Origin of the sequence: Synechococcus sp. MU1611 (assembly GCF_020514255.1) — a bacterium.
In the GTDB taxonomy this organism is placed as follows: Bacteria; Cyanobacteriota; Cyanobacteriia; order PCC-6307; family Cyanobiaceae; genus Parasynechococcus.
The window spans coordinates 234,604-253,371 of record NZ_VTLC01000003.1 but is presented as its reverse complement, the minus strand read 5'-3'; the positions used below and the strand labels follow the sequence as shown (position 1 = coordinate 253,371).

The following is an 18,768-nucleotide window of genomic DNA, read 5'->3' as shown; positions in this document are numbered from 1 at the left end:
CTGTCCATCGCCGTTTATGGCCAACCTCGATCAGGCACCCAGCCGCAGTATGCCCAACCTGCTGCACGTGCTGCCGGCCTTCGCTGATGAAGCCGAACTTCGTCTCAACACGATCGTGGAGCTCAACTCCAACACGATCAACAAGTACGAGCTGATCACTGAAACAGGCCATCTCAAGCTTGACCGCGTCGGTTACTCCTCTCTGTCTTACCCCTTCGCCTACGGATGCATTCCCCGCACCTGGGATGAAGACGGTGATCCTCTCGACATCGAGATTGTTGGTGTCACTGAGCCCTTGATTCCTGGTTCGATTGTGGAAGCCCGCATCATCGGGATCATGACTTTCGACGACGGTGGCGAAGTTGACGACAAGGTGATCGCTGTTCTTGCTGATGACAAGCGCATGGATCACATCAAGAGCTGGGAAGATCTCGGTGATCACTGGAAGAAAGAGACCACCTATTACTGGGAGCACTACAAGGATCTGAAGAAGCCTGGCACCTGCACTGTGAACGGTTTCTTTGGAACCGAAAAAGCCATTGAGATCATCAAGAGCTGTGAGGCCCGTTACATGGCTGAGATCGATCCCAAGCTGGTGGACTGAACAAGCCAGTTTTCGGCTGGTGATCGGGCGGGGGATTTCCCCGCCTTTTTTCATGTCTCAGCGCTGGAACATGTTCACCAGGACGGCACGGCGTGCCTGGGGGCGTTGCGGGTGACCGCAGTGGGCGCCGCGCTGCGATGAGAGCACCATGTCTCCCGCCTTGGCATACAAGGCGATGGCTTCAGTCCCTTGGAGCTGACTGAATTCAAATGGTCCCAGACCGTGGCGTTTGTTGTAGCTGGCATTGCGCCACCAGAGCCGTCGTCGGCGTTGGGACTTGGGCACAAAGCAATAGGGCCCATCGGCCAGCGATTGCACATCACTGAGGTAAACGAAGGATTTGAACTTCAGGGAGCGTCCATCGCAGTGGTAGCTGCGCGTGTCCTGAACACCCCTGTTGATGTAGAGATTGCGGCACTTCACCCGCAGACGATTGAAGCTGCTTGCCAGAAGCAACCTCTGAATCATGGATTCCTGAAGACATTCTCGGATGCTGGAGTTCAGGCTCTCTGAGAGGCGCTCGGGATGAAAGATGTCGATCATTCCCGCATCGCTGCCGCTGCGGCCATCGGGGCGTTTGACCCGGTAGTTGATGACGGCCCGATCCGCATCGCGGAACTGGTTGTAGCCCTTCAGCACACGGTGATCGGGAAGATTGAGATGGGCCAGGGAGGCGAGGCGACCGTGATTTCCTGATTCGATTTCTTCGAGCAGCTCGCCAACATCCCTGTTGATCGATGCGATCAGTTCAGGAGTTGCGGCTTCCCGTAGGCAAATGATCCCCCGTCGACGCAGCGTCCAGGCAGCGGCAAGGAAGGTTCTGCGGTTGCTGAGGAGGTCGGAGAAGCGAAAACTGATCGACTGGACCTCCTGGCTGAGGGCATTGCCTTCGAGAAGGGTTGGCCGTGCCGGTGCGATCGCCGTGGAGGTCAACACGCAGGAAAGAGGGTTGGAGAAGAGTACCGCTGGATCGCAGGTGTCACGCTTGAGACCGAAAAGAATCTGAAGAGATTGGCTTGGTCACTGGGCACTGCGGTTTTTTCGCGCAGCGATGAATACGTTGAGACCAATGGGTCTTGCGCGTCTCATGAAGTGGTCGTTGTTTCCAGTGCTCTTGGGCGGTGTGTTGGCTGGATCCCTGCTGCCGTCGCTTTCCGCTGACGCCGCTGAAGTGGCGTTGCAGCGTGTTCCGCGGGAGTCGCGCATCGTTCTCGACCTCAGCAAGCGACAGATCTCTCTTGTCCGGGGTGGCCAGCGGCTTGGATCGTGGCCGGTAGCGATCGGAGATCCCAAGACGCCCACCCCCAAGGGGGAGTTCGCCATTCTCACCAAGAAAGTTGATCCCATCTATGTGACGAACAAGTCGGGCCAGCGGCGCGAGTTACGCGGACCCAGCAGTCCCATCGGCGATCGCTACATGGCTTTTCACCGCAATGGGCGCGGCGAATTTGGAATCCATGGAACGGCGTGGCCGCATTGGGTTCAGATCCGTGCTGCCGTGAGCCTTGGCTGCGTGCGCATGCTCAACAGCCACATCCGGCAGCTGTTTGAAGCCGTGGATGTGGGAACACGCCTTGAGATTCGCAGTTGATCAGGCTTCGGGGCGAACGGTGTCGAAGATCTCTTTAAGGATCTCTCCTGCGCCCTGATCTTTGAGGGTGTGGGCGAGGGAGAGGCCGATGGCCTCGGGGTCGCTGGCGGGGCCGCTGGCTTGGTCGCGGATCAAGCGTTTGCCGTCGAGGCTGGCCACCATGCCGATGAGGATCAGTTGATCGCCTTCGAAGCGGGTGTTCACGCCGATGGGAACCTGACAGCCGCCCTCCAGTTCCCGCAGAAAAGCGCGTTCGGCCAGGCAGCGCTGGGAGGTGGGCATGTGCTCCAGCACCTTGATTGCCTCCATAACTTCAGGCTTGCCCTCCACGCATTCAATGCCCAGTGCTCCCTGGCCAACGGCGTGCAGGGAGATGTCGCCGGGGATCAGTTGGTGGATCCGATCGGCAAAGCCCAGGCGGCCAAGACCTGCTGCAGCGAGGATTAGGCAGTCGTAATCGCCGCTGTCCAGCTTCTCCAGCCGGGTGATCACGTTCCCCCGCACGTCCTTGAAGATCAGGTGGGGGTAGTGGTGACGCAGCTGGGCCAGGCGCCGCAGGGAGCTGGTTCCCACCACAGATCCTTCAGGAAGCGTGTCGAGCTTGTAGGCCTGGTTTTTGGCATTCACGACAAGTGCGTCAGCCGGGTCTTCCCGCTCGGTGATGATGCCGAGCATCAGCCCCTCAGGAAGGTTGGTGGGAAGGTCTTTCAGGGAGTGGACGGCGATGTCCGCACGATCCACCAACATCTGGGCTTCCAGTTCTTTCGTGAACAGGCCTTTGTCGCCGATCTTGGCCAGGGCAACGTCCAGGATTTTGTCGCCCTGGGTCGCCATGGCTTCCACGGTGATTTTTAAGCCTGGATGCGCTTTTTCCAGTTCCGCTTTGACCCAATTGGTCTGCACCATGGCCAGCTGGCTGCGTCGTGAGGCGATGCGCAGTTCGGTGAGGGCCATGTACAAGGCGAATCAGCCGCCCAGCCTACGCTTTTGGGCAGGTCTCCATTGATTGGCAGCCTTGAGGTTGTGAAGCTTCGAAAGAGAAGGCCGCCTATGTGAAGAACACGTAACATTCGTGTGCCGCGTAGGACCCTCATGCCAGGCCCCGTTGTGAATGGCGTTCGTCAGGTGGGAGCGATCGGCTCGGTTGCCCCTGAACCCCAGGAGCAGGAGACCATGCTCCCCTTGGTGGCCGAGGGATGCATTCGTTTGATCCTGTTGTGCAGTGGTGACGTCTTGATGGCGCGGCTTCGGCACACCACCGATCGTGATGGTGATCACGCCTATCAGTTGCTCCGGCCGCGTCTGGTTCGCTCGGCTGTACAACCCCCGGAGGATGGTCAGCTGAGCTGGGTGCTTCAGCCTTATCTGGCGGGGCTTACGTCCCAGCACAACCTTGTGCTGTTCAAGGCGGCAGTCGCCTCTGTGCTTGAGCCCGATCCACGTCTGCTTCAGGCCTATGCCTTGGAGACGCGTCAGGAATGTCCTCTTGAGGAGACACCGGTGGAGCGCTTGAAGCGTGCCTTTCAGGAATTTACGGAGACCTTCGAAAGCCCTTCGTAATCCACACTGATGCACCGAATTTTTATTTTCTCCCAAAGGAAAACCCCAGTCTCAGACTGAGGTTTGATCTCTTCCGTGTGAGGAGGGCGTCTCAATTCCCTCAAGATCGTTATAGGAGCCCATTGGGGCTTTGAGCTAGGGGTTATGTACTTATGTATTACTCCCAAGACTGTTCGATGACAGCCTCGGGTTCGTGACCTACTTGATGTATTCCTTGAGCACCCCATTGCGGTTGGGATGGCGCAGCTTGCGCAGGGCCTTGGCTTCGATCTGACGGATCCTTTCGCGGGTCACGTCGAAAATCTGGCCGATTTCCTCAAGGGTTTTCATGCGTCCGTCGTCCAATCCGTAGCGGAGTCGAAGCACATCGCGCTCGCGGGGGCTGAGGGTTGCCAAAACTCCCTCGAGGTCTTCACGTAGCAGGTTCTTGGCGACGTCTTGTTCGGGGTTCTCGATGTCTGCTTCGATGAAATCGCCCAGACGGGAATCCTCTTCTTTGCCGATGGGGGTCTCGAGCGAGATCGGCAGCTGGGCACTCTTGGCGATGAACCGCAGTTTCTCGATGGTCATTTCCATCGATTCAGCGATTTCCTCTTCCGTTGGCTTACGACCGAATTCCTGGGAGAGAACCTTGGTGGTTTTCTTGATCCTGGAGATCGTTTCGTAGAGGTGAACCGGTAGGCGAATGGTCCGGCTCTGGTCCGCGATCGCTCGCGTGATTGCCTGACGAATCCACCAGGTGGCGTAGGTGGAGAACTTGTAGCCCTTTTCGTGGTCGAACTTTTCAGCTGCTCGAATCAGGCCAAGGCTGCCCTCCTGAATCAGATCCTGAAAACTCAGGCCCCGATTCATGTACTTCTTGGCAATCGAGACAACGAGGCGCAAGTTGGATTGCACCATTTTTTCCTTGGCTCGTCGGCCCAGCATTAAGCGACGGCGGAAGCGGATGAGCGGCATCTCAACCAACGCGGCCCACTCTTTTTTGTCGGGTTCCCGGCCGTTGTCGCTTTCAAATTGAGACGCCAGCTCTTCGAGGTAGAGGAGATCCGCGATTTTGCGAGCGAGTTCGATCTCTTCGTCGGGACGCAGAAGGCGGATCCGTCCGATTTCCTGCAGATAGACCCGAATGGAGTCTTCGGTGTAAACGCCTTTGGGGCCGATTTTGATGCTCGCCAGGGCTTTGGCCTTGGCTTCCTTCTCGGCAGCGGCTGTTTTGGCCTTCTCTTCAGCTGTTGGTTGAGCTGTAGCTGCCTTGGCGGTCGATTTTTTAGCTGTTGATGCCTTGGTGGTGGTCTTCTTGGCGGTTGCTGCTTTCTTTGTGGTCTTTGTGGTGGTTTTTGCCTTGGCGGTTTTGGCTGCTGCTTTCTTCGTTGTTCCGGAAGACTTGGCCTGATCCGCTGCTGCGAGCAGTTCATCTGCCGCGGCGCTCAGGTCATTCGCGCTTGACTTGCTGGCTCGGCGGCGCGCGGGGGCTTTTTTGGATTCTTTGCTCGAGACTTCCTTCACTGTGCCGTCAGCATTGGCCAGAAGAACGATGTCCGGCTTGGCAGCTTTGGTGGCAGCTGGGGTCATGGTGAAAGTCGAAGTCGGATGAAGGGGGGACGCAAAAGCGGCAACAGCACACCAAGGGCTCAGGCCCAAAAAGCCTGATCTTCTGTCACAACGGAAGAGAACGACGCAGCTGACGCTGAGACGGAGATCATGGGCTGATGGTGGTGTCCGCGAGTCGACGAAACGCTTGGACTAATTGTCTGTGCTGCCCGGGGTGGTCTCAGACCGGTCAAAGTGGCAAGGACAAGACCTTGACTTCAGACTCTGTGTCTTCCCTCTGGATCGAGCGCAGGGTTGGCAGAAAACGACCAACCTCCTCACGTTAATGAAGTCTTCCGAAGTTTGCAAGGTCCTGTCGCATCCAAGGCGCTGCGTTGATGTCTGGCTTGAGGCCGGGCGGGAGGGGCGGTCCTTCACCTACTCCGCTGATCCGTCCATGGGATTGATGCCAGGAGACCTGGTGCGGGTGCGCCTGAGAGGTCGTGCCATGCATGGGTTGGTGGTCGCGCAGCGGGAGTGGGGAGCGGATGAACCCCCAGAACTGCAGCCGGTGGAAGCACTCCTACAGCGGGCTGCTGTTGACCCTGATTGGTACGGCTGGTTGGAGGGGGTGGCGGACCGCTGCCACCTGAGCGCCTTTCGCACGTTGAAGGCGGCTCTGCCGGCGGGATGGATTGGTCAGGCCGGTCAGCGCTCGCTGGCGGGAGGACGTCAGATGTGGTGGGTGCAGGGCTGTGATCCCTTCGATGACGCGGATCAACCCAGCCCCCGCCAGCGGGAACTTCTGGCTTGGTTGAAGGCCCAAGGCGGTGGCGTCTGGCAACGGGATCTTGTGGCTAGTGGATTTGGTGCTCATTTGCTGCCCCCCCTGGTTCAACAGGGTTACCTGGTGCGTGAGCGTCGGCTGGCGGAGGACAAGGTCGCTGGGGGTGCTGATCTCCGGGAGCATCCCCAGGCCTTGACCGCTGAGCAGCATGCCGTGGTCGATGCCTACCAACAGCTTTCTCCCGGGCGTGGGCTGTTGCTGTGGGGAATTACGGGTTCCGGCAAGACTGAGGTGTACCTCCAACTCGCTGCCCAAGAGCTGGAGCGGGGCCGCCATGTCTTGTTGCTGACCCCCGAGATCGGTTTGATTCCCCAACTCGTCGATCGCTGCCGTAAACGCTTCGGCTCGCGCGTCGTTGAATACCACAGCGGTTGTGGTGACGCTGAGCGGGTCCGGACCTGGCGCCGCTGTCTTTCCGCGGAACAGCCATTGGTGGTTGTTGGAACTCGCTCCGCCGTGTTTGTTCCTCTGAAGCCGCTTGGATTGATCGTTCTTGATGAGGAGCACGACAGCTCCTACAAGCAAGACGCTCCGATGCCCTGCTATCACGCCCGCGACTTGGCCTTGGATCGGGTTGTGATGCAAAAAGCACGGCTTGTGCTGGGCAGTGCCACACCGTCGCTTGAGAGTTGGGTTCAATCTGGCTCCGATGGTGCCTTGACCTTGGTGCGTTTGACCCAGCGCATTTCGCGGCAGGCCCTACCTCCCGTGCATGTGATTGACATGCGCCATGAGTTGGCTGAAGGGCACAAACGTCTGGTGAGTCGTGCCTTGATGGACCGTCTTGCGGCGCTGCCGGAGCAGGGCGAACAGGCGGTGGTTTTGGTGCCACGTCGGGGATATAGCCCTTTTTTGAGCTGCCGCAGTTGCGGCGAGGTGGTGATGTGCCCCCATTGCGATGTGGCTCTCACCGTCCACCGTGGACAAGGTGGACGCCAGTGGCTGCGATGCCATTGGTGTGACCATCGTGAGGAGCTGGAGAGCCGCTGCAGTCACTGTGGTTCCACGGCATTCAAGCCCTTTGGAGCGGGGACGCAGAAGGTCTTGGAACTCCTTTCCCAGGAACTTGAAGGCCTTCGCTTGCTCCGTTTCGATCGGGACTCCACCGGGGGGCGTGATGGTCATCGACGCCTGCTGGACCGCTTTGCCGCCGGGGAGGCGGATGTCTTGATCGGAACGCAGATGCTGGCCAAGGGTATGGATCTGCCGCGGGTCACCCTGGCGGCGGTGCTCGCAGCGGATGGGCTTCTGCATCGCCCCGACCTCCGCGCAGGTGAGCAGGCACTGCAGTTGTTGTTGCAGTTGGCGGGCCGAGCTGGCCGGGGCGAGCGACCGGGACAGGTGCTTGTCCAGACGTACACCCCGGAGCATCCGGTGATTCAACACCTGGTGGATGGTCGTTATGAGGCGTTCCTTGCTCAGGAAGTGGCTCTTCGGAAGGAGGCCGGCTTGGTGCCCTTCAGTCGCGCTTGTCTGTTGCGTCTGTCTGGAGATTCCCCCAGCAAAACAGCAACGGCGGCAGCGGTTCTTGCTGAGCGGATCCGGCCGATGTGTCAGAGCCAGAGTTGGTGGCTGCTGGGGCCTGCCCCTGCTCCGGTGGCCCGCGTGGCAGGACGGAGCCGATGGCAGCTGCTCTTGCATGGACCGTCGGGCTCCTCTCTTCCGTTGCCTCCTGGGCAGGACCTTTGGGAGGGCTTGCCCAGGGGTGTGGCGCTCACCGTGGATCCTGATCCGCAGCAGCTTTGATCAAGAGGGCAGTTCCGGGAAGCCAAAGCCCAACTTCCGCCGCACGACCTGCAGGAGCATGCTGCACGTCAGCAGCATCAGAATCACCAGCCCACCAAGGCCGAGAGGATTCCAGCGCCAGCCCCGCCAGTTGATCTCGGTGGTTGTTCCGGAATGCGCTGTGCTTTGAATCCGCCCATGGTTGAGGCTTAGATGCAGGTCCAGCCCAGGAATCTCGGGCAAATCGCTGAGGTCGACGATCAGTTGCAAGTGCTGCTGCACCCCCAGCAGCCAGTTGCGTTCCTCGAGCTTGAGCACCGGTGCAGGGAGAGAGAGTCCTGCCGCGCGGCCAGCCACCTCAACCACAGCGGCCATCTGTTGCGCCAGATCATGCGATGACGCAACGCCGCTACTGATGTGCTGTTGTCCAGGCCCCGACTGCTTGATCTTCAGCCCGGACACCTCCCGTTCCAAATCGCGTTCAAACTGGTCTTGCCAGGGCAGGGAGCGTTCCTGGGTGCTCTGCACGTCCCAGGTGAGGGCCAGTCGATCCGGACCGCGAAGCTCGAGATCGGCCTGGATCCTTACGCAGCCACTCAACAGCAGAGTGATCCCCAGCAGAACTGCCAGGACCAGCACGGCGAATCCGGCCGCCGGTGGTCGCGTCGGCCCCGTCGGTGGCGGAGGCGGTGGTTCGGGGCGCCGGGAGCGCCGCCGTCGCATGGTGCTCGGCTGCCCGCTGCCGGAGGCATTCATCTCCAGTTGCGGCATCGTCATCGACCAGCGTTCCGGACGATCCAGGCTGGGGGCCTCGAGAATCTCGAGTAGTTGTTGCGCTTGCTGGCGCAACTTGGGATCTCGGCAGCGACTGAGCAGACGACAGGTGGCGATGGCCTTGTCGTCCTGCCCCTGCCCCATCCAGGCGGTGATCATCAAGTAACGCAGCCGGGGCCCCTCGGGACTGTTGGGCGGGTGGGTTTCCGCTAGGGGGAGGAGCAGATCCAGGCACTGTCCATAGTCCCCGCGCTCGAGGGCTGCTTCCGCTTCGGAAAGGTCCAGTCCTGAGTCTTTTTCGCTCACCCTTCAGCCGCGTCCCACAACCATGGTGCCGATGCCAGCGTCCGTAAAGACTTCGAGCAACAGGGCGTGGGGAACCCTGCCGTCAATGATGTGGGCGGCTGCGACGCCTTGCGCCAAGGCGCGGATGCAGCATTCCGTTTTTGGGGTCATGCCTCCTGCGACGACGCCGTCTTCGATCAATTGTCTCGCCTCTGAGAGGCGCAGTTTGCGGATCAAGGAGTCAGCATCGTTTCGGTCCTTGAGGATGCCGGGGGTGTCGGTCAGCAGGATCAGTTTTTCGGCCTCCAGGGCCGCCGCCAGTTCTCCCGCCACTGTGTCGGCATTGATGTTGTGGGCGCGCCCGTCATCGGGGGTTGCGGCAACGCTGGAAATGACGGGCACGTAGCCCTTCTCCAGCAGCGGTTCCAGCACATCGGGATTGACGCGGGCAACGTCTCCCACCAGCCCATGGCTGCCATCCCCCCAGGGGCGAGCCTCGACCAGGCTTCCGTCACTTCCGCTCAAGCCAACGGCACGGGTGCCGAGCTGATTGAGCCCATTCACGATCTGTTTGTTGACGCGACCCACCAGCACCATCTCCACCACATCCATGGTGTCGGCGTCAGTGACGCGCAATCCGTCGCGGAATTCGGCTGGAATTTCCAGACGCTGCAGCCACTGGTTGATTTCCGGCCCGCCGCCATGAACCACGACGGGTTGGACCCCAACACAGGCAAGCAGAGCCAGATCGCGAAAGACGGCAGCACGCAGTTCGGAATGGGCCATGGCCGCTCCGCCGTACTTGATCACGATGCGCCGTCCGGCGAAACGCTGGATATAAGGAAGGGCTTCGCTGAGCACCGACACCCTGAGGGCGTCATCGTTGTTCTGGGTTGACTGGGCCATGGCTTATGCCTCACCCGCGGGAAGCAGAACAACATCCAACCGCTGCTCATCCAGTTCCTTGAGTTCCGCTCGCATTCCCTTGGCGAAGAAACGCCCGAGACGCTCCTGCCGCTCTTGCCAGCGTTCGAGGGGAACGGCTCCAAGCAGAAAACGCAGCCGAAGGCCATAGCCAGCGTCGGAATGCAGCTCTTCGATCTCCTCCAACTGCGGCGGGGTGTCCTCATCCCAGAGCTTGAGCGCTTCGAGTGACGACTCCAGATGGGCCTTCTGGCCGTAGCGCCAGCGCGTCACATCCCCGAGAAGCTTGCCCAGTTCAGGGGCTGCCGCTTCCCGTTCTTTTTGAAAGGTCTTGATGGGTGTCACCCGGATAGCGGGTGGCAGCTCCGAGGATTTCAGGGCCAGTCCCCCCAACAAGATGGGAATTCCATAGAAAATTGTGGGCAGGCTGAGGTTGGCGCTTCCCGTCGCGTAAGCGGTGGCACCGATCACTGTCAGCACGCCTCCGGCGATGGTGACGAGGCTGCCGGGGGAGAAGAAATCCTTCATGAAGGCCTTGGCTTGATCGTCATTTTGACCTCTAGGCCATCAGGATGGAGATCCACTGCCTCGAGCTAGATGCCTGATCCATCGTCGACCGGCATGGATGATCTGCTCCAGCAGCTCGATCGCGATCGCAGCTGGTTGTTGCAGCAGATTGATGGCGGTCGTTGGCCCGAGCTCCGGCTTGACCTGGCGGCCCTCGAGCGAGAGCTCGGGCAACTGATCACCCGAGCTTCAGAGCTGCAGGACGAAGCCGATCGTTGAACCGCTCCGAACCGAGAACATCCTCTGATTCAGAACGGAATGTCGTCGGTGTCGGGAACCAGGGGCGCAGCATTCCAGCTGGCTGGTTCTGGCTCTTTCGCCACTTTCGTCGCCGCAGCTGCGGGGGCCTGTCGGACTGGGGCCGGGGCTGAGGGGTTGCCGGCGGGGGGAGCACCCGTGGCTGAAGCGCCGATCGGATGGAGCCGAGCCAGGGTGAATTCAGCCCGTTTCTCCTTCATGCCATCGCCTCGGGGCATGGTGTTCATCCGCAGCCGGCCTTCAATCAGCAGCCGCTGCCCTGTCTGCACACGGTTCTGTAGCTCCTGGGCCAGGTTGCCCCAGCCAACCACCTTCAATTCGCCTGGCGGATCACCCTCCCGCAGGGGGTCAAAGCGCACGGCCATCTCCGCAATGGGAGTCTGGTTGTCTTGGGTGTATCGAACCGTCGGTGCGTCGATCACCTCCACTTCGAGCACGCAATGGTTCATGGCTTGAGCTGGTGTCGGCGCACATCCTGATGCAAGGGCCCGCGAATGACCAGCGTCGTGTCCTGTTGCTGGCTGGAACCGGTGAGGGGCCGCGCTTGGTGCAGGAGCTCTCTCGCTGCAATTGGCGTGTGAGCGTGAGCGTGGTGACCTCAAGTGCGGCGAAGGCTTACGCGGGACTGCCGCTGGAGCGGATCTCGATCGGTGCCCTGCAAGGTGTTGGCGGAATCATTGCCGCTCTGCACCAGGCCGGGCCTTTTCGTTGGGTGGTGGATGCCACGCATCCCTTTGCAGCTCAGATCAGCCATTCCCTGGTCACCGCCTGTGCTTCGGTGGACCAACCGCTGCTGCGTTATGAGCGTCGCCGCGAACCGCTTGGAGCTGCCTCCCTGGTGGCTGATGCCAAGGCATTGGCAGTGCAGCCGTTCCAGGGCCAGCACCTGCTGCTGGCTATTGGGGGTCGCCATCTTCCGGCGATGGCTGCTGCTGTACGCCGCGCTGGGGCCATCCCCTATGGCCGTGCACTTCCGTCCCCTGATGGATTGCGCGCAGCCCTGCGGGCGGGTTTGGATCCGGATCACCTCGCCGTGGTGCGTCCCCTGCAGGGGGAGGTGCCAGGGGCGATCGAGCGAGCCCTCTGCCAACGCTGGGGCATCAGCGTGGTGTTGTGCCGCCAGTCTGGTGGTGTGACGGAACAGCTCTGGCATCAACTCACAACAGAGCTGGGGCTGAACTTGGTGCTGTTGCGCCGTCCATCCCCCCCCGATGGCATGGCTTGTGTCGAGGATGTAAGCAGCCTTTTGGATCGGCTTGAGCGAGATTGAAGCGAGTGGGATGGTGCTTGCCCTCACCACGGAAGCGGACGCCGAGCGCGCCCAACAGCTGGCTGAGGTCTTGCTGGAGCGCCATCTTGTGGCGTGTGTCTCCATTCACCCCGTTCAGTCTTTCTACCGCTGGGAGGGCGCGCTGGAGCATTCCGATGAGGTCCAACTGCTGATGAAGACCTCCGCCCAGCATCTGGAGGCGGTTCGCTTGGCTGTGTCAGAACTGCACAGCTATGACACACCCGAGTGGTTGAGCTGGCCGGTGACGGCTTCACCGGCCTATGGGGCTTGGGCCCTGGCTGAGCTCAGTTCAGATGCGTCGCCGCCAGCTGCTTGAGGGAGACCTGGGAGCGTGCCCCCAGTTGCGTCACGATTTGACCAGCGCAGAGAGCACCGAGCTGACCACAGCGTTCGAGGGACTCGCCCTGGGTGAAGGCATGCAGGAATCCCCCGGCATAGAGGTCGCCTGCTCCTGTGGTGTCCACCAGGTCGCCCAGGCCGAAGATGCCGATATCCCAGCGTTCGTCTCCACTCAGCACGACGGATCCCTGGGCTCCACGGGTGATCGCGATCACCGAGCAGCAGCCGCGGACCCGGTCGAGGGCCTGATCGAAATCCTCGGTTTCGTAGAGCGACTGAATCTCGACATCGTTGGCGAACAGCACATCCACATGGCCATTGACCAGCTCGAGGAAACTCTCCCTATGCCGATCCACGCAGAAGCCATCCGATAGGGAGAGGGCCACTTGTCCTCCTGATTCTCGGCAGGCTTCTGCGGCGGCGATGAAGGCTCGCTTGGCGGCTGGGCTGTCCCAGAGGTACCCCTCCAGATAGAGCACCTTGGCCTGCTTGACCATCGACAGATCGAGATCCTCCGGCTCCAGCTGGGTGGAGGCTCCCAGGAAGGTGCACATGGTCCGCTCCGCGTCGGGCGTGACGTAAATCAGGCAGCGCGCTGTTGTGGCTCCGCTGGTGGCGGCTGGGGTTTCAAAGCGTGCACCAACGGCTCGGATGTCGTGGCTGAAAATGGTGCCGAGCTGGTCGTCACGGACACGACCGATGAAACCAGCGCGACCGCCGAGCTGGGCGATCCCGACCATGGTGTTGGCGACAGATCCGCCGGAGGTCTCAAGGCCAGGACCGCTCGCCTTGTAGAGGGTCTCGGCCTGTTGTTCATCGATTAACGCCATGCCTCCTTTCTGGAGGCCGTTGTCAGAGATGAAGCTGTCGTCCGTCTGAACCAGAACGTCCACGATCGCGTTGCCGATGCCAACGACATCGAGATTGCAGGTGCTGGGGAAACGGGTCTCAGGCGACATCGGTGCTGTGAAGACAGCCCCGAAGTATGAACCTCAGAGGCTCAGGCGCTCAACAACGCGCGTTTCGGGCCATGGATCGGATCTTCCACAACGATGGTCTGATCACGGCTGGCACCAAGCGAGACGATGGCGATCGGCACTTCCATCAAATCCGCGAGGAAGCGCAGGTAATCCATGGCCGGTTTGGGGAGATCCTCAAGACTGCGGCATTCCTCGGTTGAGCATTGCCAGCCAGGCAGTGTTTTGAAGATGGGCTTGCACTGGGCGAAGTCCTCGGCACTGCTAGGGAAGTGCTCGATCCGCTCGCCGTTGAGCTCATAGGCCACGCAAACCTGGATCTCGTCGAGTTCATCCAGAACATCCAGCTTGGTCACGGCCAGACAGTCCAAGCCGTTCACCTGCACGGCATAGCGACCGATCACACCGTCAAACCAACCGCAGCGCCGCCGCCGGCCAGTGGTGGTTCCGAATTCCCCACCGCGTTCGGTGAGCTGATCATTCAGGCTCCCGCTCAGTTCCGTTGGGAAGGGGCCCTCACCCACACGGGTGGTGTAGGCCTTGGCGACGCCGATAACACGGTCAATCAGAGTCGGACCGACGCCCGCACCGATGCAGGCCCCTCCGGAGACGGGATTGGACGAGGTGACGTAGGGGTAGGTGCCATGGTCCAGGTCCAACAGCGTGCCCTGGGCTCCTTCGAACAGGATGTTTTTGCGATCCCTGGCAGCCTGGTGAATGGCCTGGGTGCACTCCACAACGTGGGGTGCGAGGCGCTTCCCGTATTCCAGATATTCCTTGATGACATCCTCGGCGTTCAGAGGAGCAACGCCGTAGATGGTTTCAAGAAGTTCGTTCTTTTCCTGCAGAGGCCCCTCAAGGCGTTCCCTCAGCCGTTGTTCGTCCAGCAGGTCGATCACGCGGATGCCGCTGCGTTGCGACTTGTCCGCATAGGTGGGGCCGATTCCGCGGCCAGTTGTTCCGATCCGACGCGCTCCGCGTTGCTTCTCCATGGCCTGATCGAGCAGGCGGTGGTACGGCATCGTCACGTGAGCCGTGGATGCCAAGCGCAGGCCCGAAATATCGATGTCATTGGCGATGAGCATGTCGAGCTCACCAAGCATCACCTTGGGATCCACGACCGTTCCTGACCCAATCAGGCAGATCGTGTCGGGATAGAGGATTCCAGAGGGAATGAGGTGCAATTTCAGGACACGTTCGTCAACGACGATCGTGTGGCCTGCATTCACACCACCCTGATAGCGCACCACCACATCGGCCGAGCGGCTGAGGAGATCGGTGATCTTTCCTTTTCCCTCGTCACCCCACTGCGCTCCGATGACGACAACGTTGGCCAAGAACACGGCGGCCCGAAGCCGCAGATCTGCACAATCCGCGAGTATCTCAGATCTCGGGTGGCCTCGTCAAAGCGTGTGTCCAGGGGCTCAGCTGCCCCGGACCACAGACTTCTCGGCTTTGCTTAATTCCTTGGCGATCCGGTCATGGAGTGCCTCAGGAAGGGGACGGTTGGCATAGGAGGTGTAGTGACCCGCCAGAGAGTTCAGTGCGGTCTGCATTGTTGTGAAGGAGCTGAGTCCGTTCACGCGCGGCTGAGGCCGGTAGCGGGACATGTAGTCGTTGATCAGTGACCGAGCGTCCGCTTCGGCTTCGGCGTGGGTTGGATCGTCCTGGGGCAGGTCGATCACCGTTCGCAACGTGCGGGAGACCGCCACGGTGTCTTCCACGTAATTGCCGCTCAAACGGGCTTCAGCATCACCACTGCAGGCGGTTAGAAAAAGGCATAAGCCCAGGCCGAGGGCTACAGCAGCCCGGCTCAAGGGGCGAAGCAGGCGTGTCAGTGCGGAGAGCATGAAACCCTTGAGAATCTGCTGACTTTAGGGGTGGAGTGCCTTGATCAGGCAAGACAAGGCCTCTGCGTGGTGAAGCTTCTGTACCTCTCGGTTGCTGCGCTGAACAAGCTCAACGACGCCATCGGTTGCGTCCCGTCCCACCACGATCCGCCAGGGAATACCGATCAAATCCGCGTCTTTGAATTTGACGCCCGCTCGTTCCTTTCGGTCGTCGATGAGCACCTCGACCCCTGCCTTCTGAAGTTGCTCATAGAGCGTTTCCCCCAGCTGGGCCTGGGTCTCGTCCTGGATGTTGGCGACGACCACAATCGCTTCGAATGGGGCGATTGTGGGTGGCCAGCAGATGCCACCGTCATCGTGATGCTGTTCGACGGCAGCCTGCGCCAGCCTGGAAACACCGATCCCATAGCAACCCATCCAGAACGGTTCGGTCTTGCCGTTCTCGTTGGTGAAGCGACTATCCATGGCTTCGGAATATTTCCGGCCCAACTGAAAAATGTGGCCGACTTCGATGCCACGTTTTTCAGTCAGCCGTGATTCCGCGTTGTGTCGACAGGCGTCGCCCGCCCTTGCATTGCGCAGATCCAACCTTGTTGGCTGTTGCTTGAGGGCGGCCCAGCTGGTGTTGAAACGGTGCTGATCAGGCGTATTGGCACCACAGACAAAATGGCCCAACTCAAGGGCTGTTTCGTCTGCCAGACGCAGGAAGGTTGGCTCCCAGGTCTTCGCTCCCTGCAGGACGTCATCGGACAAGTCAGGCCCGATGGATCCGAAGGGGATTGGATCGATTTGTTGGCGGTTTTGGTCGTCTGGCGTGATCGAACGGCAATCGAGGACGCCCTTGCCCAGGATGCCGCTGACGGCGTTGACGACTTTGGTGGGGTTCAGGTCCTGGTCACCACGAAGGCTGATCAGCAGGGGTTGGAGCGTGTCGTCGTCCAAGGCCGCCACACAAAGCAGCACCTTCACCACTTGGCTTGGATCCCAGCCTTTGGCGTCGCAGAGGCTCTCGATGCTCCCCAAGCCAGGGGTCGGGATGCACTCCTCAGGGCCTTCGGGTAGGGGCGATGCCGCTGGGGCAATCGAAACAGCCTTCTCCTGATTGGCCGCGTATTGCCCGTCATCGCTGATCAGGATCAGGTCTTCCCCGGCATCCGCCGTCACCATGAACTCCTGGGAGGCAGCACCTCCGATCGCTCCGCTGTCGGCATCGACAGGGACGGCATCGAGTCCGCAACGTTCAAAAATGCGGCGATAGGCCTGATCCATCAACCCGTAGGTCTCGCGAAGGTCCGCTTCGCTGGCATGAAAGGAGTAGGCGTCTTTCATGATGAATTCTCGACCTCGCATCAGACCGAAGCGAGGACGGATCTCGTCTCGGAATTTGGTCTGGATTTGATAAAGGTTCACCGGAAGCTGCCGGTACGACCTCAACAGCTCACCTGCCAGGTTCGTGATGACTTCTTCGTGGGTTGGTCCAAGCCCCAGCTCTCTGCCTTGCCGGTCTTCGAGGTGAAACATGATTCCCTCGCCAGCTGTGTAGCCCTGCCAGCGACCGCTTTTCTGCCAGAGCTCTGCAGGGTGCAGCTGTGGAAGCAGGGTCTCCTGGGCGCCGGCGCGGTTCATCTCCTCACGCACCACGGCTGTGATTTTTTGAAGCACCCTCCACATCAGAGGTAGATAGGCGTAAATCCCTGATCCAATGCGACGGATGTACCCAGCACGCAGAAGCAACTGATGCGAGGTGATCTCCGCTTCGGCGGGAACATCCCGAAGCGTCACCAGCAGCAGGCGGGAGACGCGCATCGATCGCAAGAAAACGAGATTTGGAAGCTATCACCGCTCCGGAAGCATGCCGATCGCAGAAGTGTCCGTTTTGCTGGGATTCCACTGTGCGCCCTGAGTCTCGGCTGCTACCGTCCAGCTCATTCCAGCCTGTCCTAGGCCCGTCTCATGTTTCCTCGGTCCGTTGAATCTGTGGCGTCACACGTTCAACAACAGGCAGAACTTTCCATGGATTCAGCCCAAGCTTCCGCGCAACCTGAGGCCTTGGTGGGCATTGACGACGTTCAGAAATCTCTCAATCGTTCTCGCGCATCGGTCTATCGCTACACCAACACAGACCCTCGCAACCTCAATCCTCCCTTCAATCCCCGCAAGCTGAATCCGGAATACCGCAGTGATCAGAAAGATCCGCTGATGTTCCATCCCAACGAAGTTGCACGCTTCGCCAAGGACGTTCTGCGCATCAAGGAAGTCACTGTTGAGGTGTTGAATTCTCCGTCAACGGCGACGCAACAGATTCTGGGATCAATCCTTGAAGAGCTCCGTCTGATTCGCACCCATCTCGAAGGCAGCGTGCAGCCCCCTTCTGATCTAAGTGCACGTCTCGACCAGCAAGATCGTCCAGCTGCTTAATGATCCATGCATCTGTCTTTGGGCAGTGACAGAATGAATTGATCAACGTTGTGATGAGAAGAGGGAGCCCTTGTGACTCCCCGTTCTATGGCCTCAGATGCTTTCCTCCCGTCTGGCGATGACGCCATCGCGTCGTCTGAGACGGATGAGCCGTTTAGTCGTAGCGCCTCTTTGACGGCCTTAACTGGACTGCTGATTGCTGTTGTCAGCTTCAGTGCTCCTTTGGTGGCTGTGATCACGGATCGACCCTTCTCCTCTCCGCGACTGATCCCAACCGCCTCGCATCGGAATGGATCTCCATCAGCTCCCCCCGTCTCCTTCGCAAGGATTGGTGAATCTCATCGTGGAGATTCCGGCAGGAAGCAGAAATAAATACGAATATCTGGCTGAGGCTGGCGTCATGGTGCTGGACAGGGTGATGCACTCCTCGGTGCGTTACCCGTTCGATTACGGCTTCATTCCCAACACTCAGGCGGACGATGGATCTCCCCTTGATGCCATGGTCATCATGGCCGAGCCCACTTTTGCTGGCTGTCTGATCAAGGCCCGCCCTATCGGGGTTTTGGATCTGTATGACCTGGATGTCTACGACGGGAAGATCTTGTGTGTTCCCGATGCGGATCCCCGTCAAGACGAGATCCGTAGCATTCGCCAGATTGCGGCATCACAGCTTGAGGAGGTCGCTGAATTTTTCAGGACATACCGCACGCTGCAAGGCGGAGTTGTGTCGATTGATGGTTGGCGCGACATCGATGCGGTCCAGCCCTTACTGGATTTCTGTATCAAAGCGGCCAACTGATCTCAGAAAAGGTCCGCTTGATTCGGCCAGTTGCTTGTAGGTTGGTGCGCATTGAGATTCGCCGAAACTGTGCCCACCATCCGATTCGAGCAGGAAGACCAGCAGGTTGGCTGCATCGAGGGCGCGAATCTGCGAAAAGCTGCACTTGATGCAGGGATCAACCCCTACAAGAGCCTCAACAACCTCAACAACTGCAGTGGCGTTGGTCAGTGCGGCACCTGTGTGATGGAGGTGGTTGAAGGTCAGGGCAACCTTTCACCCCGCAGCGACGTCGAAGAGGTGTACCTGGCTGACCGACCTGCGAATTTCCGCTTGAGCTGCCGCACCACTGTGAACGGTGATGTGACGGTTCGCACCCGTCCGGCCGAAGGTGTTGGCCGCGGCTCCAACAGCCTGGTTGGTGCGATCAAATCCCTGTTTGGCCGCTGA

21 protein-coding genes are annotated in these 18,768 nt (G+C 59.9%); 10 read left to right on the top strand and 11 right to left on the bottom strand.

Annotated features, from left to right (window positions below):
* The first annotated feature begins 16 nt into the window (after positions 1 to 16).
* Positions 17 to 604 carry an inorganic diphosphatase gene (locus FZZ92_RS08085; protein ID WP_226398263.1) on the top strand — a complete coding sequence of 196 codons (588 nt, stop codon included), beginning with the start codon at positions 17 to 19 and terminating at the stop codon, positions 602 to 604.
* A 57-nt stretch (positions 605 to 661) separates the two neighbouring features.
* Here FZZ92_RS08085 and FZZ92_RS08080 read toward each other — a convergent pair whose 3' ends face one another.
* Positions 662 to 1,540 (bottom strand): hypothetical protein, encoded by an 879-nt coding sequence (locus FZZ92_RS08080; protein WP_226422973.1) that lies wholly within the window; start codon positions 1,538 to 1,540, stop codon positions 662 to 664.
* Positions 1,541 to 1,673: 133 nt separating this feature from the next.
* Between FZZ92_RS08080 and FZZ92_RS08075 the strand changes: the two genes are divergently transcribed.
* Positions 1,674 to 2,195, top strand: coding sequence for a L,D-transpeptidase (locus FZZ92_RS08075; protein WP_226422972.1), 522 nt, complete (start codon positions 1,674 to 1,676; stop codon positions 2,193 to 2,195).
* Here the strand turns inward: FZZ92_RS08075 and hemC are convergent, their stop codons facing one another.
* Positions 2,196 to 3,149, bottom strand: coding sequence for a hydroxymethylbilane synthase (hemC, locus tag FZZ92_RS08070; RefSeq protein ID WP_115023987.1), 954 nt, complete (start codon positions 3,147 to 3,149; stop codon positions 2,196 to 2,198).
* Between the two features lie 138 nt (positions 3,150 to 3,287).
* Between hemC and FZZ92_RS08065 the strand changes: the two genes are divergently transcribed.
* Entirely contained in the window at positions 3,288 to 3,755 is a 468-nt protein-coding gene (locus FZZ92_RS08065) for a hypothetical protein (protein WP_226422971.1), read from the top strand.
* A gap of 198 nt (positions 3,756 to 3,953) precedes the next feature.
* Here the strand turns inward: FZZ92_RS08065 and rpoD are convergent, their stop codons facing one another.
* Positions 3,954 to 5,327 carry an RNA polymerase sigma factor RpoD gene (gene rpoD, locus FZZ92_RS08060; RefSeq protein WP_226398260.1) on the bottom strand — a complete coding sequence of 458 codons (1,374 nt, stop codon included), beginning with the start codon at positions 5,325 to 5,327 and terminating at the stop codon, positions 3,954 to 3,956.
* Between the two features lie 304 nt (positions 5,328 to 5,631).
* Here rpoD and priA point away from each other — a divergent pair, with 304 nt between their 5' ends.
* Positions 5,632 to 7,878, top strand: coding sequence for a primosomal protein N' (gene priA / locus FZZ92_RS08055; RefSeq protein ID WP_226398259.1), 2,247 nt, complete (start codon positions 5,632 to 5,634; stop codon positions 7,876 to 7,878).
* On the opposite strand, the gene FZZ92_RS08050 is transcribed toward priA, so the two are convergent.
* Genes FZZ92_RS08050 through FZZ92_RS08040 form a run of 3 tightly spaced genes read right to left on the bottom strand, consistent with a single transcriptional unit; the run spans position 7,879 to position 10,368 of the window.
* Entirely contained in the window at positions 7,879 to 8,937 is a 1,059-nt protein-coding gene (locus FZZ92_RS08050) for a DUF3153 domain-containing protein (RefSeq protein ID WP_226398258.1), read from the bottom strand.
* Positions 8,938 to 8,940: 3 nt separating this feature from the next.
* A complete protein-coding gene (gene argB, locus FZZ92_RS08045) occupies positions 8,941 to 9,822 on the bottom strand; it encodes an acetylglutamate kinase (RefSeq protein WP_115023979.1) in 882 nt (293 codons plus the stop codon).
* A gap of 3 nt (positions 9,823 to 9,825) precedes the next feature.
* Positions 9,826 to 10,368, bottom strand: a complete 543-nt coding sequence (locus tag FZZ92_RS08040; protein ID WP_115023977.1) for a DUF2854 domain-containing protein — start codon at positions 10,366 to 10,368, stop codon at positions 9,826 to 9,828.
* A gap of 69 nt (positions 10,369 to 10,437) precedes the next feature.
* Here FZZ92_RS08040 and FZZ92_RS08035 point away from each other — a divergent pair, with 69 nt between their 5' ends.
* Positions 10,438 to 10,626, top strand: a complete 189-nt coding sequence (locus tag FZZ92_RS08035) for a hypothetical protein (RefSeq protein ID WP_115023976.1) — start codon at positions 10,438 to 10,440, stop codon at positions 10,624 to 10,626.
* 29 nt (positions 10,627 to 10,655) lie between these two features.
* On the opposite strand, the gene FZZ92_RS08030 is transcribed toward FZZ92_RS08035, so the two are convergent.
* Positions 10,656 to 11,114: a single-stranded DNA-binding protein gene (locus FZZ92_RS08030; protein WP_115023974.1), complete on the bottom strand. Its 459-nt coding sequence runs from the start codon at positions 11,112 to 11,114 to the stop codon at positions 10,656 to 10,658.
* 29 nt (positions 11,115 to 11,143) lie between these two features.
* Here FZZ92_RS08030 and FZZ92_RS08025 point away from each other — a divergent pair, with 29 nt between their 5' ends.
* Positions 11,144 to 11,935, top strand: coding sequence for a precorrin-6A/cobalt-precorrin-6A reductase (locus FZZ92_RS08025; protein ID WP_226398829.1), 792 nt, complete (start codon positions 11,144 to 11,146; stop codon positions 11,933 to 11,935).
* A gap of 10 nt (positions 11,936 to 11,945) precedes the next feature.
* Entirely contained in the window at positions 11,946 to 12,272 is a 327-nt protein-coding gene (gene cutA / locus FZZ92_RS08020; protein ID WP_115023971.1) for a divalent-cation tolerance protein CutA, read from the top strand.
* Here cutA and FZZ92_RS08015 read toward each other — a convergent pair.
* From FZZ92_RS08015 to FZZ92_RS08000, 4 genes are all read right to left on the bottom strand, one after another.
* Positions 12,241 to 13,254 (bottom strand): adenosine kinase, encoded by a 1,014-nt coding sequence (locus FZZ92_RS08015; protein WP_115023969.1) that lies wholly within the window; start codon positions 13,252 to 13,254, stop codon positions 12,241 to 12,243. The genes cutA and FZZ92_RS08015 overlap by 32 nt on opposite strands.
* A gap of 41 nt (positions 13,255 to 13,295) precedes the next feature.
* Positions 13,296 to 14,615, bottom strand: coding sequence for an adenylosuccinate synthase (locus FZZ92_RS08010; protein ID WP_170952146.1), 1,320 nt, complete (start codon positions 14,613 to 14,615; stop codon positions 13,296 to 13,298).
* A gap of 81 nt (positions 14,616 to 14,696) precedes the next feature.
* Complete coding sequence (psb27, locus tag FZZ92_RS08005) at positions 14,697 to 15,122, bottom strand: photosystem II protein Psb27 (protein ID WP_115023968.1); 426 nt, start codon at positions 15,120 to 15,122, stop codon at positions 14,697 to 14,699.
* Positions 15,123 to 15,146: 24 nt separating this feature from the next.
* Positions 15,147 to 16,928, bottom strand: a complete 1,782-nt coding sequence (locus tag FZZ92_RS08000) for a proline--tRNA ligase (protein WP_226422970.1) — start codon at positions 16,926 to 16,928, stop codon at positions 15,147 to 15,149.
* Positions 16,929 to 17,135: 207 nt separating this feature from the next.
* Between FZZ92_RS08000 and FZZ92_RS07995 the strand changes: the two genes are divergently transcribed.
* From FZZ92_RS07995 to FZZ92_RS07985, 3 genes are all read left to right on the top strand, one after another.
* On the top strand, positions 17,136 to 17,540 hold the full coding sequence (locus FZZ92_RS07995) for a resolvase (protein WP_226398787.1): 405 nt from the start codon (positions 17,136 to 17,138) through the stop codon (positions 17,538 to 17,540).
* A gap of 289 nt (positions 17,541 to 17,829) precedes the next feature.
* Positions 17,830 to 18,339, top strand: coding sequence for an inorganic diphosphatase (locus FZZ92_RS07990; RefSeq protein WP_115023963.1), 510 nt, complete (start codon positions 17,830 to 17,832; stop codon positions 18,337 to 18,339).
* A 69-nt stretch (positions 18,340 to 18,408) separates the two neighbouring features.
* Positions 18,409 to 18,768, top strand: coding sequence for a 2Fe-2S iron-sulfur cluster-binding protein (locus tag FZZ92_RS07985; RefSeq protein WP_115023962.1), 360 nt, complete (start codon positions 18,409 to 18,411; stop codon positions 18,766 to 18,768).